A 16,060-nucleotide genomic window follows, 5' to 3' on the forward strand; every position below is an offset into this window, starting at 1 on the left:
CCGGCCCCGGCCCCGGCCCCGGCCGAGTGGGCTAACCGGCCTCCTCGGCCAGCTCGCGGGTTTCCTCCAGCAGGCCCTGCTCCCAGAGGTCACCGTCGAACTGCTCGAACTCGCCCTCGAGCGCCTCCTCGAACGACTCGATGTCGGGCTCGACGATCTCGAGGTTCTCCTCGAGGGTGCCCATGGCCTCGTCCATCTGCTCGCCGACCTGCTCGGTCACGACCTCGCCGGCCTCCTCGGCCGCCTCCTCGATGACCTCCTGGAGCTCAGGTTCCAGGTCCGCGTGGATCTCGTCGCTCATGTAGAAGGTCTCGACGTCGCGGATGTAGTCGATCGGCATGAAGTAGTCCTGCACCTCGTAGAAGCTCTGGGTCACCATCGAGATCGCGCCGTTCTCCTGCGCGTCGACGACACCCTGCTGCAACGAGAGGTACAGATCGCTGAAGGGCACAACCTCGGGCTGGGCGCCGAGGGCGGTCGCGAACTGCTGTGGCATCTCGGCCTCGGCGATCCGCAGCGAGAGGCCCTCCATGTCGTCGGCGGTCTCGACCGGGCGGTCGGCGCTCAGCGCGCGGGGCTCCTTGTCGCCCGCGGTGGCGATGACGCGCACCCCGGTCTCCTCCGCCGCCTCGTCGAACAGCTCCTGGAAGCGGTCGGTCTCCATGACCTCCCGGAACTGCTCGTAGCTCTCCCACATGAACGGCACGCTCGTGACGAGGAAGTTGTCCCCGCCGTCGAGCGTCGGGTAGATCGAGATCCCCTCGTAGAACATGTCGAGCTCGCCGGCCTGCATGTCGGCGAACAGATCAGGGAAGTCGCCGAGCTGGCTGTCGGGGAAGATGTCCACCTCGACCGCCCCGTCGGTGCGCTCGGAGAGGATCTCGCCGAACCGCTCGGCCCCGGCGTGCGCGGGGTCGTCCGTGGTCCGGATCGTGGCCAGCCGAATCGTGCGCTCCTCGACATCGATGGTCTCGTCGGCGGCCTCGTCGGGCTCTTCCTCGGCCTCCTCCTCGTCGGGCTCGTCGTCCGGCTCGTCGTCCGGCTCGTCGTCGGGCTCGTCGTCGGGCTCGTCGTCAGGCTCGGGTTCCTCGGTGCCGTCGGCGTCGGGCTCGTCGTCGGCCACGTCGTCCTCGTCCTCGGCGCAGGCCGCAAGGACCAGGGCGGCGGTCATCAGCGCGGCGAGCAGCCAGAATCTGCGGAGTTGCGCTCGCATCTCGGTGCCTCCTTTTGTTCGATGGCCATTCCCGTCCCTATTGGACGTTGTCGTGGCTGAAGATGAACTCGAGCTCGACCGGGGCGTCGCGCGGGAGCTCGGCCACGCCGACCGCCGAGCGGGCGTGGCGACCCGCGTCCCCGAACACCTCGGCCAGCAGGTCGCTGGCGGCATCCACGACCTTCGGCTGCCCGTGGAAGCCCTCGGCGCTCGCGACGAAGCCGGTGACGCGCACGACGCGCCGGATGCGATCGAGACCGCCCAGCGCGTCCGCGGTGACCGCGAGCCCCTGCAGCACACAGATCCGGGCGGCCGTCCTGGCCTCCTCGAGGTCCGCGTCCTCGCCGACGCGCCCGGTGATGCGTACCTCGCCCTCCTCCTTGGGCAGTTGGCCGCTCACGAAGGCGAGGTCGCCGTGCACCGCGACGGGGACGTAGTTGAAGGACGGCTTGGCGGGCTCGGGCAGCTGTAGGCCGAGTTCGGCCAGGCGCTCAGTCGGCGTGGGCATCGGTGACCTCCGTTCGGGCGACGTAGTCGGCGGCAGCGCTGGCGAGCCCGAGCGGCGGCTCGAGCCCGAGGTCGGTGACGGCCGCGGAGCCGTCGACGAGCGGGAAATCCGGTCCCTGCCGCGCGACGAGGTCGACCGCGGCCGGCGCCCTGGCGTGGGCGGCCACGGCGCGGGCGAGCTCGGCCAGCGACGCTTGGTGGGCGGCGAGGTTGTAGACGTGGCCCGGGGAGTCGGCGTGGAGCGCGGCCAGCAGGGCGTGTGCGGCGTCGTCGACGTACATCCAGTCGGCGAGGGTGTCGGTCGCCTGGATGCGGGTCGGTCGCCCGGCGGCGACATCGGCGACGAAGGCGACCAGCGCGTCCTGCGAGCCCCCGTACCAGCGTCCCGGTCCGAACACGAGCGGCAACCGCAACCCGACCGGCCGGACGCCGGTACGTCCCTCGAGTGGCGCCGCCATCAGCTCCGCGGCGGCTTTGGTCGCCCCGTAGATGGTCTGTGGGGCGGGGGGCACGCGCTCGTCCACGAGTGACCGTGGATCGGGCGTGCCGAATGCGTAGACGGTCGTGGAGCTCGACCACACGATCCGGTCCAGCCCGACCTCGCCGGCCGCCTCGACCACGTTCACGAGTCCCCGCACATTCACGTCCACCGCGGCCACGGGGTTCTCACTCGCGCCCGCGAGCAGTCCCGCCGGCCCCGAGCCGTAGGCGGCGAGGTGGACCATTGCGCCCGGGCGCGTGGTCGCCAGCGCCTCGCGCACACTCTCCGGGCTGGCCACGTCGCAGTAAACGACCGGCACGTCGGAGGCCACGACCGCGGCCCCGGCCGGGTCGTCGGGTGCCAGGAGCACCGGCTCGTAGCCCCGAGCGCGCCCGGCCGCGGCGACGGCACGGCCGATGAACCCCGTGCCGCCGAACACGGCCAGTGTCACGCGGCTCACGATGTCCTCACGCGCAGCTCGGTGACGGCGTCCTCGTCGATCTCCACGCCGAGTCCCGGGCCGTCAGGGACCGGGACGACCCCGTCGACGGGCCGGATCGGGGTGACGAGCAGGTCGTCACGCAGGCGGTTCGCCCCACGGTCGAACTCCAGCCACAACGGCTGCGGGGCGACGGCGGTGTGCGGGGTCGCGGGGACGGCGGCGAGGAGCTGCAGGGAGGCGGCTTGAGCCACCGCCCCACCCCAGACGTGGGGGGAGACCCGAAGGTTCCAGGTGTGAGCGAGGTCGATGATGACGCGCGCCTCGGCGATGCCCCCGCACTTCGCGACGTCCGGCTGCACGACGTCGGCGAGCTGGGAGGCGATCACCGGCCGGAAGCCGTACCGGGTGTAGAGGGCCTCGCCGGTGGCGATCGGCACGCCTGCGGCGCGAACGCGTGCGAGGCCGTCGAGGTCCTCGGGAGGAACGGGCTCCTCGACCCACGCGATGCGCAGGTCGCGGATCGCCATCAACGTCTCGATCGCGAGATCAGCGGTGTAGTTGCCGTTGAAGTCCACCATCAGCACGCGGTCGTCACCCAGCTTCTCCCGGGCGAGCTCCGCGCGTCGCCGGTCGCGCTCGGCGCCCAGCCCGAGCTTGACCTTGGCCGCGGGGAATCCGTCGCTCGCGACGGTCTCGAGCTGGGCCGCGTAAGCGGCCTCCCCGTCCTCGTGGTCGAGGACGTAGCCGGTGGAGGCGTATGGCACCAGCTCCTCGCGGGCGCGCCCGCCCAGCAGCGATGTCACCGGCACGCCGAGCGTGCGGCCCCACGCGTCCCACAGCGCGATCTCGACGCCGCTGAGAGCGGCGAGATGCGCGCCGCCGAGACCGCGGTGATAGCCCGTCTGCAGGATGTGACGAACCAGGGGCACGATGCGGTCGACGGGCTGGCCGACCACCTCGTCGCGAAGTTCGGCGACACCTGCGACCACCGGACCGGGGGGGCCGAAGCCCTCACCCCAACCCACGACCCCCTCGCTGGTCTCGAGCCGCACGAGCGTCGCGGCGCGGGCCGGGATCTGCCCGCGGGCACTGCCGTAGCGGTGTCCGCTCGGCAGCTGGTGGGCGACCGGGATCGGCTCGATCTTGACGACCTGCGGCCGGCGGCTCATCGCGAGCCTCCTTCCGCGACGAGGTCGCTGAGTCGAGCTGCCGGGGTCAGAACGTCGGGATCGACGAGCACGTCGACGACCGCTGGACCGGCGTGGTCGCGCGCGGCCGCGAGCGCCGGCTCGAGCTCGTCGGATCGGGAGACCCGCCAGGCAGCCGCCCCGTAGGCGTGCGCGAGGCCGGCCACGTCCACCTCGCCGATGTCGACGCCGGACGTACGGCCGTGCTGGCGACCCTGGTGCAGCGCGATCGTGCCGTACAGGCCGTTGCGGAAGACCACCACCGTGAGGCGGGCGCCGTATCGAACCGCGGTCTCCAGCTCCTGCCCGGTCATGAGCAGGCCCCCGTCGCCGACGAGCACCACGACCTCCCGCTCGGGTTCCGCCAGCGCCGCCGCGACCCCCGCCGGCACCCCGTAGCCCATCGCACCGCTCGTCGGCCCCAGCTGGGTCCTGGGATGTCGGAACGACCAGAAACGGTGCCCGAAGACCGAGAAGTTGCCGGCGTCGTTGGCGATCAGCGTGTCGTCGGGATGCGTGGCGGCCAGTGCGGCCATCACCGCTTCCGGGTGTATGGGATCCCCGACGTGGGCGGTCGGCCGGCTCGCCTCCTCGAAGGCGGTGTGGGCCTCGCGCCAGTCACGGGTCGGTGCGGGCTGCTGGGCGGCCGTGGCAGCCAATTGGCCCAGCACCTCCCGTGCGCCACCGACCACGCCGAGGTCGACCGGGACGACCGCACCGACCATCTCGGGGTCGGCGTCGATCTGGGCGATCCACGCATCCGGCCGCGGCAGCGTGTACGCCTGCGTGGTGATCTCGCTCATTCGGGCGCCGGCGATGAGCACCGCGTCCGCCTCCCGCAGCGCTTCCAGGATCGTCGGCGGCGTCCCCAGCGTGAGGTGCCCCAGGTAGAGGGGGTGGTCGTTCGGGAAGACGTCCTGCCGGCGGAAGCTCGCGTAGACCCCTGCGCCCAGGGCCTCGGCAGCCGCGACCAGCTGTTCGCGCGCTCCTTGCGCCCCGCCACCGGCGATGATCACCGGGGCCGCAGCCTCGCTCAGGCGCGCCGCCAACTCCTCGGCCTCGGGGCCCGCGAGCGCCGCCGTCGCGTGCCGCGCGACACTCGGCCGCCACCCGTCGTCCTCCGGCGCGTCCCCCTCCAGCACATCCGCCGGCAGTGCGAGCATCGCCGGCCCGGGTCGCCCGGAGGTCGCCGCGTGCCAGGCGCGGTCCACGAGCTCGGGCAACCGCTCGGCGCTCGTGGCCGTGGCCGCCCACTTGGTGATCTCCGCGTAGTACGCGGGCAGGTCCACCTCCTGGAAGGCCTCGCGTGTCAGGTGGGCCGTCTCAACCTGGCCGAGCAACACGATCATCGGGGTGGAGTCCTGCCGAGCGGTGTGGACCCCGATCGACAGGTTCGATGCCCCCACACCGCGCGTCGCCATGGCCACGGCGGGGACACCGGTGAGCTTGGCGTCGGCCTCCGCCATGAACGCCGCCCCGGACTCATGCCGCGTCGAGACGAGCATCGTCGAGGGATGGCGGTCGAACGCATCGAGCAGCGGTAGGAAGCTCTCCCCCGGCACCGTGTAGGCACGCCGCACCCCCACCCCGACGAGTTGCTCGACGATCGCCTCCGCGACCCCGCTCATGTCACGGCCTCGCCTTCGTGTCCCAACCGATCGGCCACACCCTGGATGTGGGCGGTGAGCTCGGCGCGTGCCTTGGTGAGATCGCCCTCGGTGAGGGCCGCCACGATCCGGCGGTGCTCGTCGTTGGCTTGCCTCGCATCGACGCGTCCGCGACCGATGAACAGCCGGGCGATCTGCACGTGCGCGTTGAGCTTGCGGTACGTCCGCTCGAGCATCGGGTTCCCCGCGGAGGCGACCAGCGTGGTGTGGAACCGCGCGTCGGCCCCGTTGAACCCCCGCAGGTCCAGCTCATCGGCCTCGATCAGGCCGTCCATGAGCTCCACCTCCTTGCGGAGGTCGGTCACCGTCCCACTGGCGGCCCCACCGGGGCGTTCCACCGAGTGCGCTTCGATGAGGGCCCGGACCTCGGCGAGTTCGTGGATCTCGTCGATGTCGAGCAGCGGCGCCACGTAGAAGCCCTTGAACGGCTGGACCCCGACCAGGTCCTCGTCCGCGAGGCGCCGCAGCGCATCCCGCAACGGCGTGGGGCTGACCCCCAGCTCTCGCGACAGCCGATCGATGTTGAGCCGCTGACCGGGCTCGAGTTCGAGGTTGATGATCCGCTCGTGCAGCGCCTCGTACGCACGATCGCTCAGCATGCTCCGACTGAGGTGCGAAGTCTCGTCCGGCTCATCCATATCTCGAAGATCATATACGAAGTTCGATGTGTCAAGTCCGCCTGCAACGGGCGTTGACGGACCCCGGCCGGAGTGGCTATCTTGCAGATGAGTCTGCAGTGCAGAAGGGTCTGCATCATGAATCTGATCGATCGCCGAGCCGTCGAGCGGCGGACACAGCTCGCGACGGTGCCGGGCCTGCGGATCGTGCCGCTCGGCGCGCTCCTCCTGCTGTTCGGCGTCGGGGAACTGGGCTGGGACCTGGGAGGCTGGTTCCTGCCGGCGCTCGGGATAGGGGTGCTCGCCGCGGCCGGGGCCACGGTCCTTGCCCATCGGTGGCACCGCGCCCGGTTCGGGAGAGTGGCGCTCCGCTGGGAATGGCGCAGCGTCGCGATCGTGGTGGTGGCCGCGACGGCGCTCCTGGTCACCATGGCCCTCGACCACCCCACGCTCGACTCGCCCGTCTTTGGAACGGGAGTGCTGCTGGGGCTGCTGATCGCCGCGCTCGCCTGGCAGGCCCCGTGGGCCTACGCCCAGCACCTCGTGATCGGGGCGGTGATCGCGGTCGCCAGCCTGCTCTCCCTCGGGGCCTTGATCGACGTCCCGCTCCCGCCGGCCACGCCGGCCCTGGCCGAGCCGATCCACCCCCTCGCGGGCTACCAACCCCTGCTCGTACCTGTCTGGCTGGTACTCGCCGGGACCGTCGAGTACGTGCGCCTGCTCACGCGAGGGCCTCGGGGTGCCGTGGGGGGCGAGGTGTGACCGACTCGGACGACCGGCAGGATCCACCCTTCGCCGAGCTCACACGGCTCGACAAGCTGATCCACGAGCCGGCGAGGCTCGCGATCGCGACGGCGCTGTCGGCGTGCCGGGAGGCGGACTTCACGTTCCTGCAGCGATTGACCGGGCTGTCCACGGGCAATCTCGGCAGTCACCTCGCCAGGCTCGAGGATGCGGGCATCGTCGAGATCGAGAAGGCGTTCGTGGGTCGTCAGCCACGCACCACGGTACGCCTCACTCCCGAAGGGCTCGAAGCGGTGGGACGGCACTGGCAGCGCCTCGATGACCTGCGACTACAGGCAGAGGCGTGGCATCCCGAGCAGGAGTGACCGGCCAACTTCAGCCGCCGATCGGAGCCTCCCCTCGGACGCTTCCGCCGCGGAACCTCGCGAGGTCGGGCAACGTCGGAACAGGGCACGATTGGCCGAGCCCGTCGGCAAGCCGGAGGGGACGCAAGATGGGCCGAACCAGTGGGGCGACGCGAGCAGCGGCGCTGTTCTCCGCCGCTGCGTTGTTGGCATCCGCGTGCGGGAGCGGCACCGGCGCACCGGCGGAGGCCGGACCCGTGGGCGACGTGGAGGACATCGACCGGAGCCGCCTCGCCGACGTCGACGCCGAACGGACCTCCCGTCTCGCCGAGGGCATCGATGCGTTCGGGTTCGCGCTGCTCGACGAGCTCCGCGACGACGGAGCCGGCGGCGAAGACGACGATGCCGGAACCGTGCTCTCGCCCGTGTCCGCGGCCGCCCTGCTTGTGCTGCTGCTGCCGGGCGCCGAGGGCGAGACCGCCGAGGAGATCGCCGCCGCGCTGCACACCGACGTCGACGCGGTGACCGACGGGCAGGTGGGTGGCCTCCTCCTCGACCTCGCGACCGCGCCCGACGTCGACCTCACCCTCGCCAACGCCGCGTGGTTCACCCCCGACTACCCCGTCGAGGGCGACTACCGCGAGGAGATCCGCGCGACGCTCGGCGCCAGCATCGACGAGCTCGATCTCGGCGACGCCGACGACGTCGAAGAGATCGATGCGTGGGCCGAGGAGCGCACCGATGGCCTGGTCGACGAGATCAGTGACGCGCTCGGGCTGCCGCGGGCGAACGCGGTCGCCGTACTGGCCAACGCCACCCATTTCGCCGGCGACTGGACCGACCAGTTCGACCCCGACGACACCGCCGCGGGACCGTTCACCCGCGACGACGGCGCCGAGGTGACCACCGACCTCATGCACCACGACGAGGCCGACGTGTTCGTCGCCGCGGACCACGAGCGCGACCTCGTACCTGGCCCGTCTCCCCTACGGCGAGCACGAGGAGGCGACCGACGCGCGATTCGGGTTCGAGGTGCTGCTACCCACCGACGAGGCCTCCATCGCGGCCGTGCTCGACGAGCTCAGCGCCGACGAGTGGCGGGAGCTGTCCGAGCGAGCGTCCCGCAAGGAGCTGCCGGTCGTCCTGCCGACGTTCGACCTCGAGGCCGAGCACGACCTCACCGCGCCCCTCAAGGCCCTCGGGATCGAGCGCGCCTGGGGCGACGGCCACGACTTCACCGGCATGTCGCCGAACAACCCGTGGCTCGAGACGGTGGCGCAGAAGGCCGTCATCGAGGTCGACGAGGAAGGCACCGAGGCGGCCGCGGTCACCGGTGGTGTGATGGCGGAGTCCGCGCCGGCGCTCACCGAAGTCGTCGTCGACCGCTCCTTCGCGTTCGCGGTCCGCGACACCGAGAACGGCGTCCCGCTCTTCCTCGGGTTCGTCGACGACCCGGGGTAGCCCCGTCCGGTCGGACGTGAAAGTCGTGTTTCTTTCGTCTCAGCGAGGTAATCGCTGGCCACCCACCGTGCTCACCTTCACTGTCCACCGATACGCGGGGACCAGGGGTGGTAGCCATGAGCGAAGGTGCCCACTCGCAACGCCCGAGTGGCGAGGAGGCGGAGACCGCCTACCTCACCACGAAGCTCGAGACGCGAACCCGCTTCGAGATCCGCCCGCAGGTGTTCATCCCCGCGGTGATCATCATCGTCGCGTTCCTCGCGCTCGGGTCGCTCGCTCCGGACAGGGCGACGGAGGCGTTCGCCGCCGTGCAGGACGCGATCGCGGCGAATCTCGCGTGGCTCTATCTCGGCGCGGTGACCGTGTTCCTGGTGTTCGTGGTCTGGCTCGCCGTGAGCCGTCACGGCGAGAAGCGGCTCGGCCCCGACGATGCACGTCCGCATTACAGCTACCCCGCGTGGTTCGCGATGCTGTTCAGCGCGGGCATGGGCATCGGCCTGCTGTTCTTCAGCGTCGCGGAGCCGATCAGCCACTTCGGGCTCCAGGTCCCACCCTGGTCCGACGCGGAACCCGGGTCACCCGAGGCCGCGACGGACGCGATGACCACCACGTTCTTCCACGTGCGCCACGAGGCGCTGATTGACCGGGAGGGGTGTAAGGACCCTCCTCTGTCCTGTCGCAGCAGGGCGGTGAAGCTGGAGGCAGCCTGATCCTGGGTGTGCAGGGGAGGGTGGAGAGCAGCCTCGACAACGGCGGAGCGGGCTGGCACTACCAGACGGCTCGGGTTCGTCTAGCGAGACGGAAGGGTGTAACGCGAGTGAACCGGTGGTTGAAGCCCCTTAAGTGTGGATCCGGCTCGAACCTGGTGGATGTGGGCCGGTCAGTCGTGCGCGCGGACCTTGTGTTGGGGAATGCGACTCCTGCAGCGGTTCCAGTTACCGGCTGGGGAGGCCATGGGGAAAGCCTGCGGCGTAGCCATGGCGAGGCGGCAGGGGTAAAGCCGGACGCCGGATCCGTCGACCGGAGATCAGTGAACGTGGGAACCGCCCTTGGGCTGCCCTTCCCGTCGGCCAGCCAGGCCGGTGACGGGCAGGTCCACAGCCGACTGTTGGCCCGGGGGTGGGACGGAGCCTGTGTAGTAGTCCGAGGGCGGGAGAGCCGTCCACATGGCGAAGGCAGGCAGCAAGATCGCAACGGTCGGACTGGAATGCCAGGAGGTCGCCGGTGAACACTGGCGCGCCATGGCCCGACGCCGCGCAGGCGCGGGTCAGGGTACTGGAGATCCAGACGAAGTTGCACCGATGGGCTCGCGGTGATGCGGACCGTCGGTTCGATGACCTGTTCAACCTTGTCGCTGACCCGGCGTTCCTCGTGGTGGCGTGGACTCGGGTCCGAAACAACAGGGGATCGCGCTCTGCCGGTGTCGACGGGCGCACCGCCCGCGAGATCGAGCAGGGCGGGGTCGAGGCGTTTCTGGATGGTCTGCGCGCCCAGCTCAGGGCGCGCGCGTTCACGCCTCAGTCGGTCCGCGAACGCACGATCCCCAAGCCGGCGACGACCAAGAAGCGACGGTTGGGGATCCCCACCGTGGCTGATCGGGTGGTCCAGGCCAGCCTGAAGCTGGTGCTGGAGCCGATCTTCGAGGCGGATTTCCAGCCGTGCTCGTACGGCTTCCGGCCTCGACGCCGCGCCCAAGACGCCATCGAGGAGGTCCGCTTCTACGCCGCTCGCTCCTACGAGTGGGTGCTGGAAGCCGACATCCAGGCGTGCTTCGACGAGATCGACCACACGGCCCTGATGGACCGGGTGCGCCGACGGGTCGGGGACAAGCGGGTGCTGGCCTTGGTCAAGGCGTTCCTCAAGGCCGGGATCCTCTCGGAGGATCAGGTCAGCAGGGACACGCACACCGGCACTCCGCAAGGAGGCATTCTCTCCCCGTTGCTGGCCAATATCGCCCTGTCGGTGCTCGACGACCACGTCGTTGAGCAGTGGCAGAACGCGGGAGACGCCACACAACGCTATCGGCACCGCCTGCGGGGCGGGGCGACCTGGCGGCTGATCCGCTACTCGGACGACTTCGTCGTCCTGGTCTCCGGCTCCCGCGAGCACGCCGACGCGCTGCGCGGCGACATCGCCAGTCTCCTCGCGCCGATGGGCCTGCGCCTGTCAGAGGCCAAGACCGGCGTGACCCACATCGACAAGGGGTTCGACTTCCTCGGGTTCCGGATCAAACGGGACCGCCAACAGGGGTCGGACCGCCACTTCATCTACACCTACCCCGCCAAGAAGGCGCTCGCGTCGATCAAGCGGAAGGTGAAGTCGGCCACGACACAGGGATATAACCGATCCCTCGCCAGCCTGCTGCAGCACCTCAGCTCGGTGCTGCGGGGCTGGACCCAGTACTTCCGACACTCCTCGGCGTCGGCGACCTATGGCTACCTCCGCCACTACACCTGGTGGCGAGTAGTTCACTGGCTCCGCCACAAACACCCGAAGGCCAACTGGAAGACGCTCCGCCGTCGCTACCTGCGCCCCGCAGGCAGAACATGGGCAGCGGACGAAGGCGTGGAACTGTTCGACCCCACGACCGTCGCCATCACCAGGCACCGGTACCGAGGCGCACAGATCCCCACCCCCTGGACCGAGGAACCCCGCACAGCAGCCAGCTTCCCGGCATGACCTTGTGGAGAGCCGGATGCGGTGAGAGCCGCACGTCCGGTTCGGCGGGCGGGGCGGGGAAACGGACCCGGCGCAAGCCAGGCACCGCGCCCCGCTCCGACCCAACTGGGGCGTGCACGCCTGGGCGATCTACATCGTGGTGGGGCTGGCCCTCTGCTACTTCGCCTATCGGCGTGGGCTGCCCCTCGCGATGCGCTCGGCCTTTCACCCGCTGTTGGGTGACCGCATCTTCGGGTGGCCGGGCGACGTCATCGACGTGCTCGCCATCGTCGGGACACTGTTCGGCGTGGCAACGTCGCTGGGGATCGGTGCCACGCAGATCAACGCCGGCCTCGAGCACGTGTTCGGCATCCCGTCCGGCATCGGACCCCAGGTGGCGATCATCGCGGTCATCACGGTCATCGCGACCGGTTCTGTCGTTCTCGGATTGCACCGTGGCATTCGGCGCCTGAGCCTGGCCAACGTCGGGATCGGCGGCGTGCTCATGGTGTTCGTGTTGCTCGCCGGCCCGACCGTCTTCCTGCTGAACGCGCTGTTCGACAACCTCGGCGCCTACGTGTCGTCGCTGCCGCGCCTCTCACTCGGTGCGCAGGAACTCGTCGGCGATGACTGGGAGGCGGACTGGACGCTGTTCTACTGGGGCTGGTGGATCTCCTGGTCGCCGTTCGTGGGGATGTTCATCGCGCGCATCTCCCGCGGCCGCACAATCCGCGAGTTCATCGCCGGCGTGCTGCTCGTACCCACCGTGGTGACCGCGCTCGTGCTCACCGTGTTCGGCGAGACCGCGCTGTTCGCCGAGTTGACCGGCGAGCCCGGCGTGGTGGACGCGGCCGAGGAGAACCTGGACGTGGCGCTGTTCGAGACGCTCGAGCTGTTGCCGTTCGGCGTGCTCACGTCGCTCGTGGCCGTGGCGGCGATCGCGCTGTTCTTCATCACCTCGTCGGACTCGGGCTCCCTGGTCGACGACATCCACGCGTCGGGCGGCAGCATCTACCCGCACACCGGCACGCGAGTGTTCTGGGCGGCCCTCGAGGGACTGGTCGCCGCGATTCTCCTCTCGCTCGGTGGGGAGACCGGGCTCGAGGCCCTGCAGCAGGCCTCGATCGCGACCGGCGTGCCCTTGGCGATCCTCCTGCTCGCCGCCTGCTGGGCGTTGGTGCGCGCGTTCCGCCACGAGGAGGACCACCCCGAGCTGGTCGTGGAGTCCAGCGAGCGGGCCGAGCGCGCCGCCGAGCGGGAGGAGACCGCGTAGGCCGACACCCTGGCAGGCCGCCGATCGTGTCGTGGTTTGACTTTCGAGCCCTCTGGAAGGTGCACGGTGTCGCCACCGAACGAGCGCAGACGATCACGAGGGGGCGATTGTGACCGGTCGGCGGTCCGCACGGATCGGTGTGGGCCACGCGCGGCTGCTTCTCGCCCGGGCACGCGGCCAGCGATGAGTTCGTGGAGGCAGCCGGGTCTCTACCTACCAGAGACCGCCGGCGACGAAGGACGACACCATGACAGCTTCGGCAGCTCCCGTGACTACGCCGACTCCGGCCACCTTCGTGCTCGTGCCCGGTGCCGGCGGGCTGGCTTCGTACTGGCACCGGCTGGTCCCGGAGCTCGAGGCCCGTGGCCACACGGCCCTTGCGGTGGACCTACCGGCCGACGAGGACAGCGCGGGTCTGCACGAGTACGCCGACGCCGTGGCCTCCGCGGCCCGCGGTTCCGACCCGCTCGTGGTGGTGGCCCAGTCGATGGGCGGCCTCTCCGCGCCGCTGGTCTGCGAACGCCTTAAGGTCTCCCTGCTCGTGATGGTCAACGCGATGATCCCGCTGCCCGGCGAGACCGGCGGCTCGTGGTGGGCGGCGACCGGCCAGGCCAAGGCGCGCGCCGAGCACGCAGCCCGCGAGAATCGCCCCGTCACGGACGAGGTCGATGTGCTCGAGGAGTTCTTCCACGACCTTCCCGCGGCCGTCGTGGCCGAGGTCCTCCGACAGGAGGCTCGGGTCCAGTCCGAGACGCCCTTCGCGCAGCCGTTCCCACTGGACCGGTGGCCCGACGTGCCGACCCGGGTGCTCGCCGGCCGGGACGATCGCTTCTTCCCCGCCGACTTCCAGCGCCACGTCGCCGAGGAACGTCTCGGCATCACCTCCGACGAGATGCCGGGCGGCCACCTCGTCGCCTTGGGTCAACCGAAGCAACTCGCCGACCGCCTCCAGGCCTACTGGAACGACCTCGCCCGCGGGGCCTCGTGACCGGAGCCCGCCACCCGAGCCACCGGGAGCCGTGACACTCAGCGGCACCGGACCCCCTGTACGCGTACCCGCGCCCACGCGGGTACGCGTACAGCGCCGCGGCTCGATTCAGAAGCGTCGTACGGTGACCCGCGGATCCGCGGGTCACCGTACCGACGACCCCGCCAGTGGGGGGTGACCCCCCGCGCCGGCCTCACGGTCCTAGGGCGACGGACGTGCGGAATGCACGGTCAACAGGACCACGCCGTCCTCGAGGCACCGCAGCCCGTGGCGCATGGCGGGGATCAGCGCCCACTGTCCCGCGGTCAACTCGACTGCCTCGTCCCCGGCGAGGAGCTCGACACGACCCTCGAGGACGTGCAGCGTGGCAATCCCCGGGTTCTCGTGGTCGGCGAGCTCGCGGTCGGCGGTGAGGCCGAGCATGGTCTGGGTGAGCGCGGAGCCGGCACCCGGCAGGAGCGACCGCGCGGCTCGACCCGCCGGTGCCGCCCGCGCGGCGGCCAGAACCTCGGCCGCCAACGCCCCGAGATCCACGATCCGGGTGTCGTCGACGCCAGCCACCAGCCGCGTCCTTTCCCTCGACGGTTCGGGCCCCTCGGCGCGGACGTCCGCGACACGGGAGCCTATCCCCTCCGCCCCCAGGGAGCCCCCTCCCGGGAGGCCGGACGGCTCAGCCCGCCGAGGGAATGCTCCACGGCCACTCCCCCGCTTCGCGCATGCAGCGCTCCACGGTGTCGACGTGGCGTCGGTACCCGCTCCACTGCAGGATCGCCTGACGCCACCGGTTCACGCTCGTCCCATCGGCCGCGGCCGCAGCCGCAGAGCGTGCGAGAACGAGCGCCCGCGGATCGCACGACGCACGCCACTCCGGATCCCGCGACGGGTCGTGGGCCACGGGATCCTTGTGCGCGATGCGCTCAGGTAGCCACCACTCGTCGGGACCCGGACCGGGCCGGACCTCCAGGGCATCGAGCCGCTCGAGACCCTCGGCGACCTCCTGGCGAGCCCAGTCGGGAAGCTGGACCAGCAATCGCTCGGTGGCCAAGGCCTCCTGATCGAGATGGTGTGCCAGGAGCGCCTCGGTCGCGCGCATCAAGCCCGCCAGGCCGGGGATCGTGGTTTGGTCGAGGTGAACGACCGCACAGGCGTCCAGGCGGGCCGCGGCTTCGCGTAGCGTGTCGTGCTCGGCGAGGAGAGCGGCCCGCAAGCGCTCGCCTTCGGGACCGAGACGCTCGAGCGGGGGGAAGATCACCCGCTCCTCCTCGTGCGCGTGGTGGAGGACGTCGTCGTGCAGGAAGCCGAGCATGCCGGCCAGCTGCCCGCGGATCTCGGGGGTGATGAGCCACTCGAGGTACGGTGTGAGCTCGGAGATCTCGGCCAGCCGCTGCGTCAGCGCGGTGTGGTGCCGAGGCCCTGCGGTGCCGCGGGAGAGCGCCGGCGGCCCGTCGTCCGTGAGGACACGGGCGTCACGCGGTTCGGTGGGCGCTGGCATCACTACCTCCGGAATTCGCCGCCAGGGATTTCGCAACACACTCGTTCACAAAATGCGGGCGTTCAGGGTCGATCGTCCCTGGCCCAGCAGGACGAAGGTCCCGGGTTCACTGGTCACCACCCCGGTGTCGGTGGGTCATGGGACTCAGTCGAGGTGTCCGCTCATCGGAGGTCGGTCCACGTCCGCGTCATGGGCCGTTCTCCCTGACGTCCACAGCGACCACGCGGTCCATAGGCAGCCCGCGGCGACCAGGACGCCGTGGGCGATCCGCCCCGCGGGGGGCGCGAAGAACTGCGGCAGAAACAGCACGAAGCCGGCCGCGAGCAGCAGCCCAGCGCCGGGGGAGAGAATGCCCGAGCGGCGGACCGCGATGGCGAGGGCGACGATCCCAGCCGCCAACGCCGTCAGGCCAAGGCCGAAGCTGGTGACCGCGACGGGGTCGTAGCGGAACCCGTCGGCGATCGCCACCACGTCCAAGGCCTCGCCGGCGTCGACTGCGGCGGCGACCGCATGGAGCCCGAAGGTCTCCGCACCGTAGTACGGCAGCGTGAGGCCGATACCGACCCAGGTCAGCAACACCGCGAGGAGCGCGACGGGCTCCCCCGCAGTGCGGTGGACGGCACCCCACGCGGCGAGGACGCCGAGGCCGAGCAGCACGAACCCGATCATCGCGAATCCGTGGGAGGCCACCCAGGCGCTCGAACTCATCGCCGCGGTCGCACCGACGACGGTGGTCTCGTCCTCCCACGGACGCAGGAGCGGGTACAGCAGGAACGACACACCGGCCGTGGCCAGCGCGACCGCGCCGATTCGGATCCGAACGGGCGAGGCTCTCATCGGCGGACTCCCGGGGCGGGCGGCCTCGCGCCGCCAGGACTGCCCGGCAAGCGGCGTCGATGTCGCGTCCATTGGGTATTGCGCACGGCGCCAGGCAAAGCGGCGCACTCGTGGTACTGCCCTGCAACATCCCCCACTGCGGGGTTTCG

General features: G+C 70.8%; 16 protein-coding genes and 1 pseudogene. 8 read left to right on the plus strand and 9 right to left on the minus strand.

All coding sequences use genetic code 11. From position 1 onward, the window contains the following. Window positions 1-31: 31 nt before the first annotated feature. The 6 genes from ER308_RS01790 to ER308_RS21265 are packed head-to-tail and all read right to left on the minus strand — an operon-like array spanning window position 32 to window position 6,135. Window positions 32-1,213, minus strand: a complete 1,182-nt coding sequence (locus ER308_RS01790; protein WP_131153420.1) for a TRAP transporter substrate-binding protein — start codon at window positions 1,211-1,213, stop codon at window positions 32-34. Between the two features lie 37 nt (window positions 1,214-1,250). After that, window positions 1,251-1,721, minus strand: a complete 471-nt coding sequence (locus ER308_RS01795; protein ID WP_131153421.1) for a RidA family protein — start codon at window positions 1,719-1,721, stop codon at window positions 1,251-1,253. After that, the gene (locus ER308_RS01800) at window positions 1,705-2,661 is read right to left on the minus strand and encodes an NAD-dependent epimerase/dehydratase family protein (RefSeq protein ID WP_165491737.1); all 957 of its coding nucleotides are present in this window, start codon (window positions 2,659-2,661) and stop codon (window positions 1,705-1,707) included. Before ER308_RS01800 ends, ER308_RS01795 begins: the two co-directional genes overlap by 17 nt. After that, window positions 2,658-3,812: a mandelate racemase/muconate lactonizing enzyme family protein gene (locus tag ER308_RS01805; protein WP_131153423.1), complete on the minus strand. Its 1,155-nt coding sequence runs from the start codon at window positions 3,810-3,812 to the stop codon at window positions 2,658-2,660. Before ER308_RS01805 ends, ER308_RS01800 begins: the two co-directional genes overlap by 4 nt. Continuing rightward, window positions 3,809-5,458 (minus strand): thiamine pyrophosphate-dependent enzyme, encoded by a 1,650-nt coding sequence (locus tag ER308_RS01810; protein WP_131153424.1) that lies wholly within the window; start codon window positions 5,456-5,458, stop codon window positions 3,809-3,811. Before ER308_RS01810 ends, ER308_RS01805 begins: the two co-directional genes overlap by 4 nt. Then, window positions 5,455-6,135, minus strand: a complete 681-nt coding sequence (locus ER308_RS21265; RefSeq protein ID WP_205745839.1) for a GntR family transcriptional regulator — start codon at window positions 6,133-6,135, stop codon at window positions 5,455-5,457. The genes ER308_RS01810 and ER308_RS21265 overlap by 4 nt, the downstream gene beginning before the upstream one ends. A gap of 117 nt (window positions 6,136-6,252) precedes the next feature. On the opposite strand from ER308_RS21265, the gene ER308_RS21270 reads away from it, so the two are divergent. The 8 genes and pseudogenes from ER308_RS21270 to ER308_RS01860 all read left to right on the plus strand — a co-directional run bounded on the left by ER308_RS21270 (window position 6,253) and on the right by ER308_RS01860 (window position 13,582). Beyond that, window positions 6,253-6,876 (plus strand): hypothetical protein, encoded by a 624-nt coding sequence (locus ER308_RS21270; RefSeq protein ID WP_165491739.1) that lies wholly within the window; start codon window positions 6,253-6,255, stop codon window positions 6,874-6,876. Beyond that, a complete protein-coding gene (locus ER308_RS01825) occupies window positions 6,873-7,223 on the plus strand; it encodes a winged helix-turn-helix domain-containing protein (RefSeq protein WP_131153427.1) in 351 nt (116 codons plus the stop codon). Before ER308_RS21270 ends, ER308_RS01825 begins: the two co-directional genes overlap by 4 nt. 128 nt (window positions 7,224-7,351) lie before the next feature. Beyond that, window positions 7,352-8,119: pseudogene (locus ER308_RS23010) on the plus strand (serpin family protein); the annotation flags it as partial. A gap of 55 nt (window positions 8,120-8,174) precedes the next feature. Continuing rightward, complete coding sequence (locus ER308_RS22675; RefSeq protein WP_276319882.1) at window positions 8,175-8,663, plus strand: serpin family protein; 489 nt, start codon at window positions 8,175-8,177, stop codon at window positions 8,661-8,663. Window positions 8,664-8,779: 116 nt separating this feature from the next. Continuing rightward, entirely contained in the window at window positions 8,780-9,373 is a 594-nt protein-coding gene (locus ER308_RS01835) for a BCCT family transporter (protein WP_131153429.1), read from the plus strand. Between the two features lie 514 nt (window positions 9,374-9,887). Further along, window positions 9,888-11,342, plus strand: coding sequence for a group II intron reverse transcriptase/maturase (gene ltrA, locus ER308_RS01845; protein ID WP_131153430.1), 1,455 nt, complete (start codon window positions 9,888-9,890; stop codon window positions 11,340-11,342). A gap of 112 nt (window positions 11,343-11,454) precedes the next feature. Further along, window positions 11,455-12,594 (plus strand): BCCT family transporter, encoded by a 1,140-nt coding sequence (locus ER308_RS01855; RefSeq protein WP_131153432.1) that lies wholly within the window; start codon window positions 11,455-11,457, stop codon window positions 12,592-12,594. A 247-nt stretch (window positions 12,595-12,841) separates the two neighbouring features. Continuing rightward, window positions 12,842-13,582, plus strand: a complete 741-nt coding sequence (locus ER308_RS01860) for an alpha/beta fold hydrolase (protein WP_131153433.1) — start codon at window positions 12,842-12,844, stop codon at window positions 13,580-13,582. A gap of 201 nt (window positions 13,583-13,783) precedes the next feature. Here the strand turns inward: ER308_RS01860 and ER308_RS01865 are convergent, their stop codons facing one another. From ER308_RS01865 to ER308_RS01875, 3 genes are all read right to left on the minus strand, one after another. Further along, window positions 13,784-14,143 carry a cupin domain-containing protein gene (locus ER308_RS01865; RefSeq protein ID WP_240731908.1) on the minus strand — a complete coding sequence of 120 codons (360 nt, stop codon included), beginning with the start codon at window positions 14,141-14,143 and terminating at the stop codon, window positions 13,784-13,786. A gap of 109 nt (window positions 14,144-14,252) precedes the next feature. Next, window positions 14,253-15,074: a hemerythrin domain-containing protein gene (locus tag ER308_RS01870; protein WP_131153434.1), complete on the minus strand. Its 822-nt coding sequence runs from the start codon at window positions 15,072-15,074 to the stop codon at window positions 14,253-14,255. A 144-nt stretch (window positions 15,075-15,218) separates the two neighbouring features. Beyond that, on the minus strand, window positions 15,219-15,911 hold the full coding sequence (locus ER308_RS01875) for a hypothetical protein (protein ID WP_131153435.1): 693 nt from the start codon (window positions 15,909-15,911) through the stop codon (window positions 15,219-15,221). Between the last annotated feature and the right edge of the window lie 149 nt (window positions 15,912-16,060).

Source organism: Egibacter rhizosphaerae (assembly GCF_004322855.1).
Taxonomy (GTDB): domain Bacteria; phylum Actinomycetota; class Nitriliruptoria; order Euzebyales; family Egibacteraceae; genus Egibacter; species Egibacter rhizosphaerae.

What these genes read in the sequence shown, in the direction of transcription:
- ER308_RS01790 (WP_131153420.1), bottom strand. Translation starts at nt 1,213, where the DNA reads ATGCGAGCGCAACTCCGCAGATTCTGGCTGCTCGCCGCGCTGATGACC.
- ER308_RS01795 (WP_131153421.1), bottom strand. Translation starts at nt 1,721, where the DNA reads ATGCCCACGCCGACTGAGCGCCTGGCCGAACTCGGCCTACAGCTGCCC.
- ER308_RS01805 (WP_131153423.1), bottom strand. Translation starts at nt 3,812, where the DNA reads ATGAGCCGCCGGCCGCAGGTCGTCAAGATCGAGCCGATCCCGGTCGCC.
- ER308_RS01810 (WP_131153424.1), bottom strand. Translation starts at nt 5,458, where the DNA reads ATGAGCGGGGTCGCGGAGGCGATCGTCGAGCAACTCGTCGGGGTGGGG.
- ER308_RS21265 (WP_205745839.1), bottom strand. Translation starts at nt 6,135, where the DNA reads ATGGATGAGCCGGACGAGACTTCGCACCTCAGTCGGAGCATGCTGAGC.
- ER308_RS21270 (WP_165491739.1), top strand. Translation starts at nt 6,253, where the DNA reads ATGAATCTGATCGATCGCCGAGCCGTCGAGCGGCGGACACAGCTCGCG.
- ER308_RS01835 (WP_131153429.1), top strand. Translation starts at nt 8,780, where the DNA reads ATGAGCGAAGGTGCCCACTCGCAACGCCCGAGTGGCGAGGAGGCGGAG.
- ER308_RS01860 (WP_131153433.1), top strand. Translation starts at nt 12,842, where the DNA reads ATGACAGCTTCGGCAGCTCCCGTGACTACGCCGACTCCGGCCACCTTC.
- ER308_RS01870 (WP_131153434.1), bottom strand. Translation starts at nt 15,074, where the DNA reads ATGCCAGCGCCCACCGAACCGCGTGACGCCCGTGTCCTCACGGACGAC.
- ER308_RS01875 (WP_131153435.1), bottom strand. Translation starts at nt 15,911, where the DNA reads ATGAGAGCCTCGCCCGTTCGGATCCGAATCGGCGCGGTCGCGCTGGCC.